This window comes from Streptomyces sp. NPDC055506 (genome assembly GCF_053643595.1).
Map to the genome: position 1 here is coordinate 1 of NZ_JBSHKH010000095.1, position 16,541 is coordinate 16,541.

The 16,541-nt window shown below is 72.0% G+C and carries 9 protein-coding genes and 1 pseudogene; 5 read left to right on the forward strand and 5 right to left on the reverse strand.

The annotated features are described in order from the left end of the window. Positions 1-2,607: nitrate- and nitrite sensing domain-containing protein (locus ACWIF2_RS28825; RefSeq protein WP_454363717.1), on the reverse strand; the 2,607-nt coding region annotated here is incomplete at its 3' end. A 419-nt stretch (positions 2,608-3,026) separates the two neighbouring features. Between ACWIF2_RS28825 and ACWIF2_RS28830 the strand changes: the two genes are divergently transcribed. The 3 genes and pseudogenes from ACWIF2_RS28830 (at position 3,027) to ACWIF2_RS28840 (ending at position 6,150) form a co-directional block, all read left to right on the forward strand. After that, positions 3,027-3,590 (forward strand): hypothetical protein, encoded by a 564-nt coding sequence (locus ACWIF2_RS28830; RefSeq protein ID WP_454363735.1) that lies wholly within the window; start codon positions 3,027-3,029, stop codon positions 3,588-3,590. After that, a pseudogene (locus ACWIF2_RS28835) lies at positions 3,482-4,549 on the forward strand (aldehyde dehydrogenase family protein); the annotation flags it as partial. The gene ACWIF2_RS28830 and the pseudogene ACWIF2_RS28835, both read left to right, overlap by 109 nt. 38 nt (positions 4,550-4,587) lie before the next feature. Further along, entirely contained in the window at positions 4,588-6,150 is a 1,563-nt protein-coding gene (locus tag ACWIF2_RS28840; RefSeq protein ID WP_454363718.1) for an APC family permease, read from the forward strand. Positions 6,151-6,215: 65 nt separating this feature from the next. Here the strand turns inward: ACWIF2_RS28840 and ACWIF2_RS28845 are convergent, their stop codons facing one another. The 4 genes from ACWIF2_RS28845 to ACWIF2_RS28860 form a co-directional block, all read right to left on the reverse strand. Further along, positions 6,216-10,853: a hypothetical protein gene (locus tag ACWIF2_RS28845; RefSeq protein WP_454363719.1), complete on the reverse strand. Its 4,638-nt coding sequence runs from the start codon at positions 10,851-10,853 to the stop codon at positions 6,216-6,218. A 37-nt stretch (positions 10,854-10,890) separates the two neighbouring features. Further along, positions 10,891-11,772, reverse strand: coding sequence for a hypothetical protein (locus ACWIF2_RS28850; protein WP_189726360.1), 882 nt, complete (start codon positions 11,770-11,772; stop codon positions 10,891-10,893). A 107-nt stretch (positions 11,773-11,879) separates the two neighbouring features. Then, positions 11,880-13,406 carry a hypothetical protein gene (locus tag ACWIF2_RS28855; RefSeq protein WP_454363720.1) on the reverse strand — a complete coding sequence of 509 codons (1,527 nt, stop codon included), beginning with the start codon at positions 13,404-13,406 and terminating at the stop codon, positions 11,880-11,882. Between the two features lie 135 nt (positions 13,407-13,541). After that, the gene (locus tag ACWIF2_RS28860; protein ID WP_454363721.1) at positions 13,542-14,237 is read right to left on the reverse strand and encodes a GntR family transcriptional regulator; all 696 of its coding nucleotides are present in this window, start codon (positions 14,235-14,237) and stop codon (positions 13,542-13,544) included. 126 nt (positions 14,238-14,363) lie between these two features. Between ACWIF2_RS28860 and ACWIF2_RS28865 the strand changes: the two genes are divergently transcribed. Both ACWIF2_RS28865 and ACWIF2_RS28870 read left to right on the forward strand, forming a co-directional pair. Then, complete coding sequence (locus ACWIF2_RS28865; protein WP_454363722.1) at positions 14,364-15,665, forward strand: MFS transporter; 1,302 nt, start codon at positions 14,364-14,366, stop codon at positions 15,663-15,665. Between the two features lie 35 nt (positions 15,666-15,700). Beyond that, positions 15,701-16,537, forward strand: a complete 837-nt coding sequence (locus ACWIF2_RS28870) for a putative hydro-lyase (protein WP_454363736.1) — start codon at positions 15,701-15,703, stop codon at positions 16,535-16,537. The last annotated feature ends 4 nt before the right edge of the window (positions 16,538-16,541 follow it).

Below are 16,541 nucleotides of genomic sequence, written 5' to 3' on the forward strand. Positions count from 1 at the left end.
GTGGTCGGCGGCGCGGCCGGCCGCGCCGATGGCCGGGCGAGCGGATTCCGTCCCCCGGCGACGGGCCGGCAGCGGCGGGGGTGCGTCGGTCTGCGCCTCGCTTCGGCGGCTGCCGGTCGCGGAGTCCTCGGTGCGGCGCCTGACCGGCAGCGCGTGCTCCGGCCCGGACCGGCCCATGGCCCGGCCGCTCGCGGATTCCTCGCCCCGGCGACGCGACGGGAGCGAGGATGCCTCCCCCGATTCCGCTCGACCGGTGGCCGTGGTCGGCTCCTCGTCGGTCTTCCCCCGGCGGGGGCGCTGCTCGGTGACCGGGCGCCCGTGCGAGCTGACCAGCTTGGGAGTATGGCGGCGGGACGGGACGGCCGGAGCGCCGAGCTCGTCGCCGGTGTCGGTCCGGTCCCGTCCGCCGCGAGCGTCGCTCTGCTGCGGGTCGGGGCGGCCTGCTGTCTCGTCCTGGGCACGGGTGAGGGAGTGGCGGGAGCGGAACAGCGCGCCGTGTTCACCGCTCTCGTCCTCGAGGGAGCCGGGGAATCCGCTGATGGCGTCCAGGTCCACCGGGGCCTCCAGCTCGACCGGTCCGTCCAGGAGGGAGGCGGGCAGGCCCGGACGCGGTGCGGGCGCCTGGGACAGGGCTGCGCGGCGGCTGTCCTGCGGCTCGTTCTCGCCGGCCAGCTGGGGGCGGTCGAGGCGGAACCCGATGCCGTTCGTGTCCGGGATGTCGTCCGTCAGCAGGGCGTCGGGGATGAAGACGACGGCGGTCGTCCCTCCGTACGGGGAGGGCTGCAGGGAGACCCGGACGTTCTGTCGCTGGGCGAGCCGGCTGACCACGAACAGACCGAGCCGGTCGGTGTCGGACAGCTCGAACTCCGGCGTCTCGGCGAGCCGGAGGTTGGCGTCCAGGAGCGCTTCGGCGGCCATTCCGAGGCCACGGTCGTGGATCTCCAGGGTGAAGCCGTTGGCGACCCGCTCGCCCAGGACCTGGACGGCGGTGTGCGGAGGCGAGAAGACCGTGGCGTTCTCCAGGAGTTCGGCCACGAGATGGGTGAGGTCGGCGACGGCCGGGCCGGTGACGGCGATCCGCGGAAGTCGGCGGACCTCGATGCGTTCGTAGTCCTCGACCTCGGCGACGGCGGCGCGTACGACGTCCATGAGCTGGACGGGCTTGCGCCACTGACGGGAGGGGGCGGCGCCGGAGAGGATCACGAGGCCCTCGGCGTGCCTGCGCATGCGGGTGGTCAGGTGGTCGAGGCGGAACAGGTCGGCGAGTTCCTCGGTGTCCTCGGTCCGGCGCTCCATGGCGTCGAGCAGGGTGAGCTGCCGGTGGAGCAGGACCTGGCTGCGGCGCGCGAGGTTGACGAAGACCTCGGAGACGCCGGCGCGTAGCTCGGCCTGTTTGACGGCGGCTTCGACGGCGGCGCGCTGCAGGGTGTTGAGGGCCTGGCCGACCTCGCCCATCTCGTTCTTGTCGTACTCGAGGTGCGGGACCTCGGTCTCGACGTCGACCTGCTCGCCCGCGGAGAGCCGGCGCATCACGCTGGGCAGTCGCACCCCGGACGCCTCGTGGGCCTCCAGGCGCAGCTGCCGCAGATCGCGGATGAGGGTGCGGCCGACGCGCACGGACAGGAAGAGTGAGACCAGGAGCGCGAGCAGGCCGAGCACACCGGCGATGACCGCCTTGGCGATGACGCCCATGGCCACCGGGTCGACGCGGTCCTGGTAGCGGTCGTTGGCCTGGTCGTTGAGGGTGCCGAGCTCGTCGAGCACGTTGCCGGCGGCGCTGTCCCAGCTCTTCGCGGAAACACCGCGGGGAGCTCCGGACCCGGAGGAGACGGCCGCTTCCTCGGCGACGCGCAGCGGAGCGGAGGAGGCGTTCTTCCAGAAGCTCTCGTAGCGGTCGCGCTCCGCGACGGGCAGCAGCGGAAGGTTGGCGTCGTACATCAGGCTGCGCTGGGCCACGAGGTCGGAGATGTCGCGCTCTTCGGAGTGGGAGATCTTGCCGACGATCAGGGCGGAGCCGAGAAGGGCGTCCTCACGGGAGAGGAGTTCGCGGGCACGGGCGAGGTTGACCAGCGCGCGGTACTGCTTGTCCAGTTCGACGTTGTCGACCACGTGCAGGTTGGCCAGGAGGACGTAACACGGGTCGACCAGCCGGTTGTAGAGGTCGAGGGCCTGAGAACGGTTGACGGTGCCGTCCTCGACGCTGCTGCGCAGCGACTCGATCCCTTCGAAGGCGTCCAGGACGGCGGTCAGGCGTTCGTCGGTGTCCTCGCCCATCGCGTCGCGCACGTCAGGATTCCGGGCGTTGTCGCGCATGCCGCTGACGGCCTGGTCGGTGGCATTCCTGCTGCGCCGGAGCGCCGCGAGCCCGTCGGATGCGCGGGGGTCGGCGAGGTAGACGAGGGTCTGGCGGCGTTCCTCCTGGAGGACGCGGACGGTGTCCTCCATGGGGTAGGCGATCTTCTCCACCACGGACGACACATTGAACAGGTCGGCCGCCTCACGCCCCGTGAGCACCGTGGCGAAGGCCCAGATCGCGCTCAGGGACACCAGCGGCACGAGAAGCAGCGCCACGATCTTCCGGCGGATGGACTTCCCGCGAAAGCGCATGGCCTCCCCCAGCTCGGGCCCCCGCCTACCGGGGGTACACATGTGCGTCAACAAACGGCGCGAGCCTACTACCGACCCACAGGGAACTCGAAGACCGGTCCGGAAGGTGAACTTCCGCGCCAGCCACGAGGCATGGGGAGTTGTCCGGGCATTGCGGGAGTTGTCTCCCCGAATCCGAGGGCGGCCGTGCGGGCCGAGTGCCGTGACCCGCCAGGGCGGTTGGCTGAAATTTTTCGGTTCTTGGGAATCTTCGTGGCGGGTTGTTCGTCCTTCTCTACGGGAGTTGGGGGCGGAATCGGCCACAGGAGCCGCATCCCGCACCTGGGCGGCGTAAAACAGCGCAAGCCGGGCAGCCACTGGGGAGCACGGGTCTTCGGATGCGAGAGAGCGGTCTGCTGGCGGTGGGGAGTGACACGTTGATGGGCACGGCGGAGCGGCACGGGACGCCCAGGGCTGGCGGGGCGCATGTGCCGGGGCATCGGAATCGCGAGGCGACTGATCGCGACATTCCGGCCGACGAGGCGGGGACGAGGGGCCACGAAAGAGAAGCCCTGGCTCACGAGGTGGGCCGCGGCGTACGCGGGCAGCAGTACAACCGGCCTCTGTGGGTCGAGGAGCCGGCCCGGCGACGGCGGTTGCCGGATCCGGTACGGACGGCGGCCGTGCGGGCGGTGCTTCTCATAGCCTTGACCCTGATCCAGGCGATGGTGGCCTTCCTGTGCACGATGGCCGGGTCCTGGCTGGCGTTCCCCATGGTGATCAGCAGTGTCGTCAGCACGATCGCGGCCACCTGGGGAGCCCTGGACGTGTGGGTGACGCGTCAGGTCTGGAACCAGCGCAACGGCGTGGTGTCCATGCCTAGCAGCACGGCACGGGCCCTGCGCCGCGAGCGCCGTCGGGCCCGACGGCAGGCACGCGCGGCCGTGCGGGCCCAGGGGCGGATACGCCGGCGGGGCGGGGCCGGGCAGTTGTCCCACCCGTAAGGGCCCTGGACACGGGCAAGCGGCTCGTGGAGAGCGAGTAGGACATCGACGACGTCGCGAGCTGCTTCCGCTGCTTCGGGCGGCTGGTGGCGAGCGATCCGGCCGGGTCGTCGAGACGGGCAGCGCGGACGTCGACAGCCGGGTGGTGCACGAGCCGGTCGGGGCGTGTGCGGGCTGATCACGCCCCCGGGGCCGGCAATCTGGTCCTCGGGGCGGGCCCGGAGGCGTGCGCCCCGCTGGGCGACCATCCGGACGTGGACCTCGTCTCCTTCACCGGTGGCCTGGAGACCGGCCACCGGCCGATGGCTGCCGCCGCTCCGGCGGTGAAGAAGGTGGCCCTTGTACTCGGCGGCAAGAATCCCAACATCGTCTTCGCCGACGCCGGCTTCGAGGCGGCCGTCGACATGGCGCTGACAGCCGTGTTCCTGCACTCGGGGCAGGTGTGCCCGGTCGGAACACGGCGGCTCGTCGAGGACTTCCCGCACGACCGCTTCGTCGACGAGGTCGTACGACGGGCTCGGGACATCCGCCTGGGCGGCCGTTCGACGAGCGGGTCCGGACCGGTCCGCTGATCTCGGCTGCGGTGCGGCGGCTCGTGCCCGGGCCGGGAGGACCTCGCCGGCGGCTTCTAGTACCCGCCCACTGTCCTGGACGAGTGCGCCGCGGGCATGTCCGTGGTCCGGGAGGAGGCCGTACGCCTCGCCAACGACACGATCTACGGACTCGCGGGCGCTGTGCGGACGGGCGACGAGGCCCAGGCGGCGCGGGTCGCGGACCGGCTGCGAGTCGGGACGGTCTGGATCAACGACTTCCACCCCTACGTTCCGCAGGCGAAATGGGGCGTTTTCAAGCAGTCCGGCTTCGGACGCGAACTCGGGCCCGCGGGGCTCGCCGAGTATCGCGAGACGAAGCACATCTGGCGCAACACCCGTCCCACCCCTCAGGGTTGGTTCGAATGATCGAACCGCCCCGAGGAACACCCATTGAGGAACCGCCCATGAGACCGACCGCGCAGTCCACTCACGCCCCCGGCCAGGACGACGCCGAACTCACCGAGTTCGGCTACAAACCCGAGCTCAAGCGCACTCTCGGCAACTTCCACACCTTCGCCGCCGGGATCAGCTACATATCGATCCTGACCGGCACCTTCCAGCTGTTCTACTTCGGCTACGGCAGCGGCGGCCCCGCCTACTGGTGGTCGTGGCCGATGGTCTTCGCCGGCCAGTTCATGGTCGCGCTCTGCTTCGCGGAGCTCGCCGCCCGCTATCCCGTCGCGGGCTCCGTCTACAACTGGTCGAAGAAGATAGGCAATCCGCATCTGGGCTGGCTGGCCGGCTGGATGATGCTGATCGCCTCGATCGTGTCCATCGCGGCCGTGGCACTGGCCTACCAGCTGACGCTGCCGCAGATCTCGTCGTTCTTCCAGTTCGTGGGGGACGGCACCGGTGCGTACGACGTGGCGACCAACGCGGTCATCCTGGCCGCGGTGTTGATCCTGTTCACCACGCTGGTGAACGCCTTCGGCGTCAAGCTGATGGCGAGGATCAACACGGCGGGCGTGTTCATCGAGTTGATCGCCACTGTCGTGCTGATCGTCCTGTTCGCGGTCCACATCACGCGTGGCCCGCAGGTCGTCATGGAGACGCACGGCACCGGCGCGGGGTACGGAAACGGCTACCTGGGTGCCTTCCTGGTGGCCTCGCTGGCCTCCGCCTACGTCATGTACGGCTTCGACACCGCCGCCTCGCTCGGCGAGGAGTCCCTGGACCCGACCCGGAACGCGCCGCGGGCGATCATCCGGGCGATCGTCGCGTCCTTCGTGCTCGGCGGTCTGATCCTGCTGCTCGCGCTGATGAGCGTGTCCAGCCTCAAGGGTGAGAAGCTGTCCACGGACGGTCTGCAGTACATCGTTCTGGACGTGCTCGGCCCGACGGCCGGCAAGGCGATGCTGTGGTGCGTGCTGATCGCGGTGACGGTGTGCGCCCTGGCGGTCCACACGGCGGCCGTCCGGCTGGCTTTCGCGATGGCCCGCGACAACAACCTGCCCGCGTCCTCGAAGCTGGCCAAGTGCCACCCGCGGTTCCAGACGCCGGTCCTGCCGACTGTGATCATCGGGATCCTGGCGCTGGCGATCCTGGTGGTCAACATCCGCCAGCCGCAGATCTTCACGGTCGTCACCAGCATCGGCATCATCATGATCTACCTCGCCTACCTCGGTGTCACGGTGCCGCTGCTGGTCGCCCGGCTGCGCGGAAAGTGGCAGCCCGCGAGCGAGGGCCGCTTCTCCCTGGGCCGCTGGGGTCTGCCGGTCAACATCCTGGCCGTGCTGTGGGGCGGGGCCATGACGCTCAACCTCATCTGGCCGCGGGCCGCGGTCTACAACGCCGCGGCTCCCTACCACTGGTACCTGCGCTGGGGTGCGGTGCTGTTCGTCGCCGTGATCGCGGGCGGCGGCTTCGCCTACTACTGGTTCGTCCAGCGGCACCGGACCGGCGTGCTCGCCGAGCACCGCTCGGACACCACGGCCTCGTCTCCCCTCTCCGCACCGGCGGCGGACTGAAGAAGGACTCATGAGTACGCATGAGTCCGACTTTGTCGTGACCGGTCGCGCAGTTCCCCGCGCCCCTAAGGCGTGGAGGACGCCGGGCGTTTGAACATCCTCGTCGCCGTGATCTCGCTGTGTACCGTCTCCCCCGCCTGGGCCTGCTGCGGCAGGCCCGGGCGGAGGTGTTCCTCGACGCTGATGTACTTCAGACCGGCCCGCAGGTCGGCGTCGTTGCGCATGCGGATGACGAGGGGGAACTCGGCCAGCGCGGTGGTGTCGAACAGGCCCGTGGTGTACAGGAGCTGGACACCCAGCGCGTCCGACACCGCCCGCTGCAGTTCCAGCAGGTAGGTGGCGTTGGCGCGGCCGATGGGGTTGTCCAGGAACAGGGTGCCGGCGTGCCGGTGCTTGTCGCGGCCCCGATCGTTCGAACGCAGCGCGGCCATCGTGCAGTACAGGGCGATGGCGGCGGTCAGGAGCTGACCGCCGGAGAAGACGTCGCCCATCTGCCCGACGGGGACCCGCTCGGCGCGCAGCACCGCGTCGGGCTTGAGGATCTCGACGGCGACGCCCTTGGGCTGCAGGGCCGCGGCGACACCCCGCAGCAGCAGGGACATGCCGTCACGCCGCAGGTCGGAGTTCTTCTTGACGGCCGCGCGAGTCGCCTCGTCGATGACCTCGCCCAGCCGCTCGGTGAGCGTGGCCTGATCGGGCTCCTCGAAGCGGATGCGGAGGAACTCCTGCCCCGACCACTCGCCGAGGCCCTCCGGGAGGCGGGAAAGCCGCTGAGCGGAGCGCAGGGTGGCCAGGGCCGACTCGACCAGGCCGCGCAGTCGGTCCACGATCGAGTCGCGGTTGCGCTCGAGCTGTTCCAGTTCGTCCGTCAGGACGCGGAGCCGGGGCGCGAAGGCGTCCGCCCACTTCTGGGCGTGCTCGGGCAGCGCGGAGGCGGGCAGTTCGCGGATCTGCTGCCGTGCCGGGGTGCGGACCTGCTCGTAGCGCGTGGAGTTGGCGTGCCGGACGAGGATGTCGCTTGCCTCGCGGACGGCGGCCTCGGCGGCGGACAGGTCGGCGACGCAGCCGCGCAGGGAGCGGCGGGCCTCGGCGGCCGACTGCCGGGCCTCCTCCGGGCTGCCGGGGTAGGGCTCGGGCTCTTCGTGTTCCTCGTCCGTGGCGTGCTCGCGCAGCAGGTCGCGGAGCATGGCGGCGATCTCGTCGAAGCCGCCCGCCGCGTCCTCGGCGGAGCGATGGGCGTCGAGGAGTTCGGTGTGTGCCTCCCGTGCCTGGTTCAGCGCCTCGGTGTGGGAGGCGAGTTCGCCCGTGGCCGTGCGCAGCAGGGTCTGCGCGTGCTCGGCGTCGCGGGGCTGCGATTCCTCGGGGAGTTCGGTGTGGGCCTCGCCGTCCTCCGGAGCGTGCCGTTCGGCCTCGCCGCGCAGCCGCCCGAGCTGCTCGCTCGCGTTCGACATACGGGTCTCCAGAAGCTGCACCAGCTCCTCGGCCCGGGCGGCGGCGGCCTGGCGGCTGGGCCCGTCGGAGCCGTCGGGGGATTCGAGGAGCTGTTCCGCGCGCGTACGGACCTTGTTGCTGAGCCGGTCCAGCTCGGCGCGGGCCGCGCTCTCGTCACTCTCCGCGCGGGCCTGTTCGGCACGCAGGTCGGCGCCCACGCCGACCTTCTCGTACACCTGGGACGCGGCCCGGTAGGCCTCGCGCAGGGCGGGCAGGGAGGCCTTCGGGGTCTGGGTCTCGTCCTCGGGTACGTCGTCGGGGGCGCCGGCGATCTCGGAGCGTTCGGCGCGCAGCGCGCGGGCGGTGCGGCGCGCGTCGTCGGCGGCGCGCTGGGCGCCACGCCGGTCCTCGTCGGCGGCCCGGGCGCGCTCCAGGCAGGTCTGGGCGCCCGCCTCGGCCTCGGTCGCCTCGTCCGCCAGTTCCCGCACCTTGACCTGCCAGCCGGCCCGCTCGCGCAGCCGGAAGGCGAGCCCGGCGAGGGCGTCGGCGGAGCGGCGGGCCTTCTGGGCGGCCTCCTGGCGCTCGTCCCGGACGCGGGCGGCCTCGGTCGCGGTCTCGTCGGCCTCGGCCCGCACCGTGCGCGCCTCGGCCAGCTCGGCTTCCGACTCCTCGGCGAACGCGCGGGTGTCCTGTGCCGCCCGGGCCAGTTCGGCCAGTCGGCCGGCGGGGCAGCCGGTGCGCCAGGAAGCGAGTCGGGCAGCGAGCTCGCGGTCCTTGCCGAGCCGGGCGGCGAGCACGCGGATCTCCTCGTCACGCTCGGTCGCCCGGGCGCGCAGGGTCTGCCGCTCCTCGTCGGCGGCGTGCTCGTCGTGCATCGCCGGGTTCGGCGGGACGAGGAACACGTCGCCGCCGTCCGCGTCCGGGGCGGGGGTCGGGGCGAGCAGGGCGGCCGCCGTGCCCACGGCCACGGCGGAACGCGGCAGCAGCGCCGCGTCGCCCAGCGCCTCCCGGGCGCGTGCGTGGGAGTCGGGGTCGGTGATGATCACGCCGTCGACGAGTTCGGGCCGGGCAGCCAGTACACGCGCGTGGTCGGCGGGGTCGACGGCCTGGGCGAGATAGCGCCAGCCGGGCAGCGCGGGGATGCCGTGCTCGCCGAGGTACTCGACGGTGGCCAGTACGTCCGGGCCGGGCGGCAGCAGCCCGCCGTCGCCGAGCGCGCCGAGGATCCGGGAGTCGTCGGCGGCTGCCGTACGCAGGTCGAACAGCTGGCGTTCGGCGGAGCCGACGGCGTCGTCGAGCAGCTCGCGCAGGTCGTCGGCGAAGCGGTCGAGCTCCTCGGGGCTGAGCCCCTGTTCGCCGGACGCGGCCGGGAGGGCCGGTTCGCTGTCCGAGCCGTGGCGGGGCTGCGGGATGCCCGGGCCGGTCTCGGACGTGAGGCTCAGCAGCTCCGCCAGCCGCTCCTCCCCCGCCAGCGCCTCGGCGGTGCGGCGCTCGGCCTCGTACGACCGCTCCGCCGCCGTGGCCGCGTCCGCCGCGCGGGCCGCGGTCAGTTCCGCGCGGGTCTCGGTGGCGGCTGCCTCGCGCGCGTGCTCCGCGGCCCGGTGGGACGCCTCGCGGGCCGCGTCCCAGGCCGCCACGGCGGTCTTCTCGGCGTCGCTGGCGGCGAGGGCGGCGCGGGCCGGGTCGGCGTCGGGCGCGCTGTCGTCGAGCCAGCCGGCCCGTACCGCCTCGGCGGTCTCCTGCTCGACCTCGGCGAGGCGTTGCTTGAGGTGCCCGATCTCGCTGCGGGCGCGCTGTGCCTCGGTGGCGGCGGCGGTGGAGTCGCGGTAGGCCGAGTCGCTGACCTCCTGGAGGGCGGCGGAGCGCTCCTCCTCCTCGTTGGCGAGGTTCTCGGCGTTCCCAGCGGCCGCGTGCAGCGCCCGTACGAGATCGACAGCGGCCTTGGAGCGGGCGGCCAGCGCGGGGGCGGCGTCGCGCTCCGCCTCCTGGATCGCGGCGGAGACCCGGGCGACGCGGTCGGCGGCGGCGCGGTGGCGCAGTGCGGCCTCAGCGGCCTGCCACGCGGAGTACAGCGTCCGGGCGTCGGCGAGCTCGCGCTTCTGCGCGGCTGCTGACTTCTCGGCCGCGGCGAGGGCCAGCGAGGCGTGCCGGTAGGCGAGTTCGGCGGAGATCAGCGCGCTGCGCTCGCGGGCCGCCTCGGCGTGCGTGACCGCGTACGCGGCGGCGGTGACCCGCTGCGCCAGGTCGGCGGCCCTGGTCCGCTCCTGAACCCCTCGGGCTGACAGCTTGCGGGCCAGGTTCCGCGTGCGCCGCTCGGCTCCGGCGTGGATGTCCCGCGCGCGGGTGCGGGCCTCGGCGGCCTCGACGATCCGACCGAGCAGGTCGACCGACCCGGCGGTGAAATCGCGTTCGGCGATCAGCTCGGCGCGCCGGCCGAGCTTGTTCCCGAAGCCGCCGACCAGGTCGGCGAGCCCGTCGGTGTCGCGGGTGTCGGTTACGGCACGCAGCAGCAGATCGGTGAAGTCGGCGTCCTTCTTGACCGCGAAGAGGCCGGCGGCCTCGCCTTCGTCGGCGTTCATCTCCCGCTGGTAGCGGAAGAGTTCCGGGTCGAGGCCGAGGTCGCCCAGGTGCTCGATCCAGCGGTCGTGGATCTCCTCCCAGTGCACCTCGAGGTGCGGGTAGGTCTTGCCCGCCTCCGTGAGGGCGTCGCGGAAGCCCTTCATGGTGCGACGCCGGCCGCGTGCGCCGGACTGGCCCTCGACCGGGGCCCGTACGGCGGTGGACTCGGCCACGGGGAGGTTGTCGAGGCTCAGCCCGGGCCCGGGCCGGAAGGAGTACCAGGCCTCGGCGAACTTCCGCGGGTCGTTGGAGACCTGCCGCCCGCGCCACTCGCTGACCTTGCCCACGACGACGCACTCGCCGGTCAGCACGTGCTGCCATTCCAGCGCGACGTGTCCGCAGTCGTCGGCGAGCAGGAACTTGCGCAGCACACCGGAGCTGGCGCCGCCGAGCGTGTTGCGGTGGCCCGGCAGCATCACGGAGAAGATCAGCTTGAGCAGCACCGACTTGCCGCCGCCGTTCTCCAGGAAGAGCACACCGGCGGGCGCGGGCCGGCGCGGCGGGCCGACGGGCTCGTCCTCGAAGAACTCCGCCTGGGTGGGCGCGGGGTCGGGCACGGCCTCGCCCACACCGCGCAGGTCAAGCACGGTGTCGGCGTAGCGCGCACCGGCGGGCCCGATGGAGTAGAGGCGGACCCGGGACAGCTCGTACATGGCGGACTCTCGTAAGCCTTCGTGAAATGTGGGGGGGTCAGGAGGAGTGGAACGGCAGCCCGGCGTCGGCCACCAGCTCCAGGTCGTCGCTCTCCTCGGCGGGCAGCAGCGTCGGGGTGCCGTCGGTGACCGGGACGACGCCCAGCTCCAGCAGTTCGGCCATCGCGGCGCTGCCGGCCATGTCGCGCACCTGGAGCTGGTAGCGGGCGGTGGTGCGGTACGTGCCGCCGTTGTCGTCGCCGGTGCGCTGGAGGAAGCCGGATTCGGTGAGGAAGGCGACGGCCTTGGCGACGATGCCGGTGGTCGAACCGGCGAGCCTGCGCGCGTCCTTGGTGGCCCCGGTCGCGCTGCGCCGCACCCAGATCCGCCAGGCGGCCTCCAGGCCGGGCGTGTCGGTGGCCGGGTCGGTGTTCTCGCCCTGCTCGGCGGCGCGCTCCTCCAGGCGGCGGCAGGCCTGGCGCACGAAGGCGTCGACGCCGTTGACCGTGACCCGGCCGATGTAGCCGTCGTCGGCGAGGTCCTCGGGGCGCGGGAACGCCATGGCGGCGACGGCGAGATGGGCGAGCCCGTGCAGGAAACGGTCGCCGCCGTCGGCGGACGTACGACGCGCGTAGTCACCCATGCGCACGGCGAACACCGAGTCCTCGGCTGCGGTCACGGCCATGCCCGCGCGCGGGGACACCTCCAGCACGATGAGCCCCAGACCGGTCGCCACGGCGTCGGCGAGCCGCGCGAACGGCGGGTCCTCGCGGTACCGGCGCAGCAGGTCCGCGTACTCCTGGTCGCGGGCGGGCTGCAGCTTGGGCTGCAGCCCGAAGGAGACGAGCCGCGCCGCGTCGGCGGCGTCGGCGGGGGTGACGGCGGCGGTGGCCGTCGGCGCCGGTCCCTCCGGCTCACTCCACTCGACGTGCTCGCTCACGGTCGGGGCTCCTTGTTCCTCTGGTGGTCACTCATGACGCTGGTACTCACTCATACCGCCGGTACACACTCATGCCGCTCGTACTCACTCATACCGCCGGTACACACTCACGCCGCTTCGGTCCGATCCGCAGCCATCCCCGCCGCGTCCAGCAACGCCGTCCCGACGATCAAGTCCGCCCCGCCGAACTCCGGATCATCGAGCTCGGCTCCGTCGTCCACGGCGAAGAGCAGCTTCCGCTCGCCCTGCCGATAGGCCGTACCGACCGGCGGACTGGCGGCGTGCACCGCCAGCAGGGCCACCAGGTAGGGCAGTTCGGGGTCCTGCCGGCGGGCCTCGGCGAGCAGCCCGGACAGCCGGCGCGGCGCGTCGGCCGGCAGGTCGAGCAGCTCCTGCGCGGCCGCCATCTGCTCCTCGCTGAACCGGCTGTCGTCGGGCGTGGCGATGACGTCCGGCTCCGGCATCTCCGCACCCAGGTGTTCACGCTCCACCGGCGGCGTCAGCAGTATGTCGACGAGGTCCCCGACCCGGACGGACACCGGCGTGCGCAGCCCGGTGCCGCGGGCGAAGAAGGCGTCTGTGACGCGGACGGCCTTCTCGAGCGACAGCGGCAGGACGGGGGCGACGAGATGGCCGTAGAGGTCGATCCCCGACGTGGTCATGGGCGTGGCGAAGGCCTGCCTGTCCTGCTCGGCGCGGAACAGCGGTCCGGCCTCGAGCAGCCGGGACTGCAACTGCGTGTGCCGGCGGATGCAGTCCTTGACGATGTCGACGAGCTCGGCGGCCCGGCGCTTGTGCTCGGGGTCCTCGGACTCGTCACGGGCCTTGCGGATGTTGGTCAGGATCGCGTTCTCGTGGCGATAGCGGTCGGCGACGTGCTCCAGGGCCTCGGCGATCATGTCGGGCACGGTGGTCAGCCAGTCCACCGCGCGCACATTGCGCCGGGTCGCGTCGAGGGCCCTGCGCAGGGTCTCCGAGTACTGCACGGTGCGGTAGCGGGCCTGTTCGGCCGCGAGCTGGGCGTCGGCGAGCCGGCCGCGGCTGATCAGCACCTCCAGCTTGACCTCGGCGGCGATCTGCGCGCTGGTGACATCGGTGTCGAGGGCGCCGACGAGGACGTTGACCGCCTCGTCCGTCGTACGGAGGTACACCGTGCCACCGGGGCCCGGGACCTCCTCGATCAGTTTGAAGTCGTAGTCACGGCGCACATAGGTGCCGTCGGCCCCGAACGTGCCGTACACCGCGCGGAAGCCGCGGTCGACGCTGCCGACGTTGATCAGGTTCTCCAGGACCCAGCGGGCCACCCGCTCGTGCTCGGCGGCGGGCCGCTGCGACGCCTGCGCGGCGATGCGCGGGATGAGGCGGGCGACGATCTGGTCGTGGTCCGCGCCCGTGTCGAAGTCCATGTTCAGGGTGACGAGGTCGATGGCCGCGAGCGCGACCTCCGCCATGCCGTACACCGAGTATTCGCCCGCGAGATTGGCCTTGCGCGCGTCCAGGTCGTGCAGCGGCGCCGTGCAGGCGAGCGCGCGCAGGCGCCGCGCCAGGCCCTCGTCGGCGGCCGGCCCCGGCGCGGGGCGCGGCCCCGCGCTGAACTGGGGCGGAACGCTGTCCGTCGATGCAGGCGAAGTCACGGTGCACAGACTAGGTCCTGGGTCTGACAACCACCCAAACGACGCGGGTACGCCCCTTCGGCGGTCCCGTCAGCCGTCCTCGGGGATTCCGTCAGCCGCCCTCGGCGCGCCCGTCAGCCGCCCTCGGCGCGCCCGTCAGCCGTCCTCGCCGACCCGCCGCCGGTACACCTCGACGACCCGCTTCAGCGAGTCGTCGAGATAGCCCGCGAGCAGACGCTCGGCCTTGCCGCGCTCCCCTACCTGAAGAGCCTCAAGAATCGCGACATTTCGCGCGATGTACGGTTCGTGCAGCCGCTGCGGCTCGTCCACCACATGGAACGCGAGCCGCAGTTCGGCGAAGACGCTCCGCATCAACTCGTCGGTGCGCTCGCTCACGGCGAGGGCGACCAGCTCCCGGTGGAAGTGGATGTTGGCCGTACCCACTCCCTTCCAGTCACCTTCCCGTGCCGCCCGCCGCCCCTCCGCGACGGCACCGGCGAGCCCGTCGAGGCCGTACGGCGGCTCGCCGAGGCCGCGGACGACAGCGCACTCGACGAGCCGGCGGGTGCGGTAGATGTCCTCGACGTCCTCCACGGTCAGTACCCGGACGAAGACACCCCGGTTCAGCTCGTGGACGAGCAGCCGTTCATGTGTGAGCAGGCGGAACGCCTCGCGCAGCGTGTTGCGGGAGACGCCGAGCGCGCCGCCGATGCTGTCCTCCGACAGGCGCGTCCCGGGCGGGAAGTAGCCCTCGGCGATCCGGCTCCTGAGGATGTCCGAGACCCGTTCGGCGGTGCTGGTGCGCCCCAGGAGAGCCCGGTCGTCGGCAAGGTCCTTCAGCTGCTCTGCCATGCCGGAATTCAATCGCAGATCACAAGAAGAACCAACATGGGTATTGAGGGATCGTTGAACAATCCCCTACGGTGCTGGACACGGCTCGGCCCGAAGCACTCTCCGTCCCCCCTCTGCGAGGTGCCCATGAGCACGACCCCTCCACCGCAGGCCCTGACCGAAGAGACACGCCCCGACGCGGCGGAACGCACCGCCGACGACGGGGCGTTCGGCTGGCTGCGCGCCCTCGGCCCGCGTGGCCGCCGGGCGTTCGCCGGTGCCTTCGGCGGCTATGCCCTCGACTCGTACGACTACTTCACGCTGCCGCTGAGCATGGTCGCGCTGTCCGCCTACTTCGGCCTGAACAGCGGTCAGACCGGTCTCTTCACGACCGTCACGCTGGTGGTCTCCGCGATCGGCGGCGCCCTCGCCGGCGTCCTCGCGGACCGTATCGGCCGGGTGAAGGCGCTGATGATCACGGTGATCACGTACGCGGTCTTCACCGTCGCCTGCGGTTTCGCGCCCAACTACGAGACGCTGCTGGTCTTCCGCGCCCTCCAGGGCCTCGGTTTCGGCGGCGAGTGGGCGGTCGGCGCGATCCTCGTCGCCGAGTACGCCAGCGCCAAGAACCGAGGCCGCACGCTCGGCGCGATCCAGAGCTCCTGGGCCGTGGGCTGGGGCCTCGCCGTGATCGTCTACACGCTGGTCTTCTCGGTGGCCGGAGACGACCTGGCCTGGCGCATCATGTTCTGGACCGGGGCGCTGCCCGCACTGCTCGTCGTCTGGCTGCGGCGCAGTGTGCAGGACGCGCCCGAGGCCGCCGCCGCCCGTGAGCAGAGCGCGGAGAAGGGATCCTTCAAGGCGATCTTCAAGCCGGGTCTGCTGCGTGTCACGCTCTTCTCCGTGCTGCTCTCGACCGGTGTCCAGGGCGGCTACTACACGCTGGCCACCTGGGTGCCGACGTATCTGAAGTCCGAGCGCGAGCTGTCCGTCGTCGGCACCGGCGGCTATCTGACGTTCCTGATATCGGGTGCCTTCATCGGCTACCTCACCGGCGGCTACCTCACCGACAAGCTGGGCCGCAGGCGCAACATCTGGCTCTTCGCCCTGCTGTCGGCGATCTGCATCCTGGCGTACGCGAACATCCCGAGCGGCGCCAACACCCTGCTCCTGGTGCTCGGTTTCCCGCTCGGGTTCTGCATGTCGGCGATCTTCAGCGGATTCGGCTCCTACCTGAGCGAGCTGTACCCGACGGCGGTACGCGGCACGGGGCAGGGCTTCACGTACAACACCGGGCGTGCGGTGGGTGCCGTGTTCCCGACGATGGTCGGTTTCCTGGCCGACAGCTGGGGCGTCGGCGGCGCGCTGGTCTTCGGGGCGATCGGCTACGGCCTCGCGGCGCTCGCACTGCTCGGGCTGCCGGAGACGCGCGGGAAGGAGCTCACGTGAACCCCACGGACACCACCCCCCGCACCCGCACCGAAATCCACTCCGGCACCGGCACCGGCACCGAAGACCGTCCCGTCGTCCTCGTCGACGAGCACGCGCGCGCGTGGAGCCCGAAAACCGCCCGCACCCGCTTCCGGGACGGCCTGACAGGCCCCACGGCCGGGGTCGCGGCCGGCCACACCCAGGTCAACCTCATCTCGGTGCCCGCCGACTGGGCCTACGACATGCTGCTGTTCTGCCAGCGCAACCCCAAGCCCTGCCCGGTCCTCGACGTCACGGACGCCGGATCCTGGACCACCGTGCTCGCCGGCGGAGCGGACCTGCGCACGGATCTGCCGCGCTACCGGGTGTGGCGGGACGGCGAGCTGGTGGACGAGCCGACGGACGTGCGCGCGTACTGGCGGGACGACCTGGTGTCGTTCCTGATCGGATGCAGCTTCACCTTCGAGTGGGCGCTGAGCGAGGCGGGCGTCCCGATCCGCCACGTCGAGCAGGGCCGCAATGTGCCGATGTACGTGACGAGTCGGCAGTGCCGTCCGGCGGGGCGGCTGCACGGACCGCTGGTGGTGTCCATGCGGCCGGTGCCGCCCCCGCACCTGGCGGCGGCGATCCGGGAGAGCAGTCTGCTGCCGGCGGTGCACGGCAGCCCCGTGCACTGCGGCGATCCGTCGGGGCTCGGCATAGACGACCTCGGCCGTCCCGACTTCGGCGATCCGGTGGACACCGAACCGGACGACATCCCGGTGTTCTGGGCCTGCGGTGTGACCCCGCAGGCGGCCGTGATGGCCTCGCGTCCGCCGTTCGCCCTCACGCACGCCCCGGGGCAGATGTTCCTCACCGACGCCCGCGACGAGCAGTACCGCGTGGCCTGACAGG

What these genes read in the sequence shown, in the direction of transcription:
- ACWIF2_RS28830 (WP_454363735.1), top strand. Translation starts at nt 3,027, where the DNA reads ATGGGCACGGCGGAGCGGCACGGGACGCCCAGGGCTGGCGGGGCGCAT.
- ACWIF2_RS28840 (WP_454363718.1), top strand. Translation starts at nt 4,588, where the DNA reads ATGAGACCGACCGCGCAGTCCACTCACGCCCCCGGCCAGGACGACGCC.
- ACWIF2_RS28845 (WP_454363719.1), bottom strand. Translation starts at nt 10,853, where the DNA reads ATGTACGAGCTGTCCCGGGTCCGCCTCTACTCCATCGGGCCCGCCGGT.
- ACWIF2_RS28860 (WP_454363721.1), bottom strand. Translation starts at nt 14,237, where the DNA reads ATGGCAGAGCAGCTGAAGGACCTTGCCGACGACCGGGCTCTCCTGGGG.
- ACWIF2_RS28865 (WP_454363722.1), top strand. Translation starts at nt 14,364, where the DNA reads ATGAGCACGACCCCTCCACCGCAGGCCCTGACCGAAGAGACACGCCCC.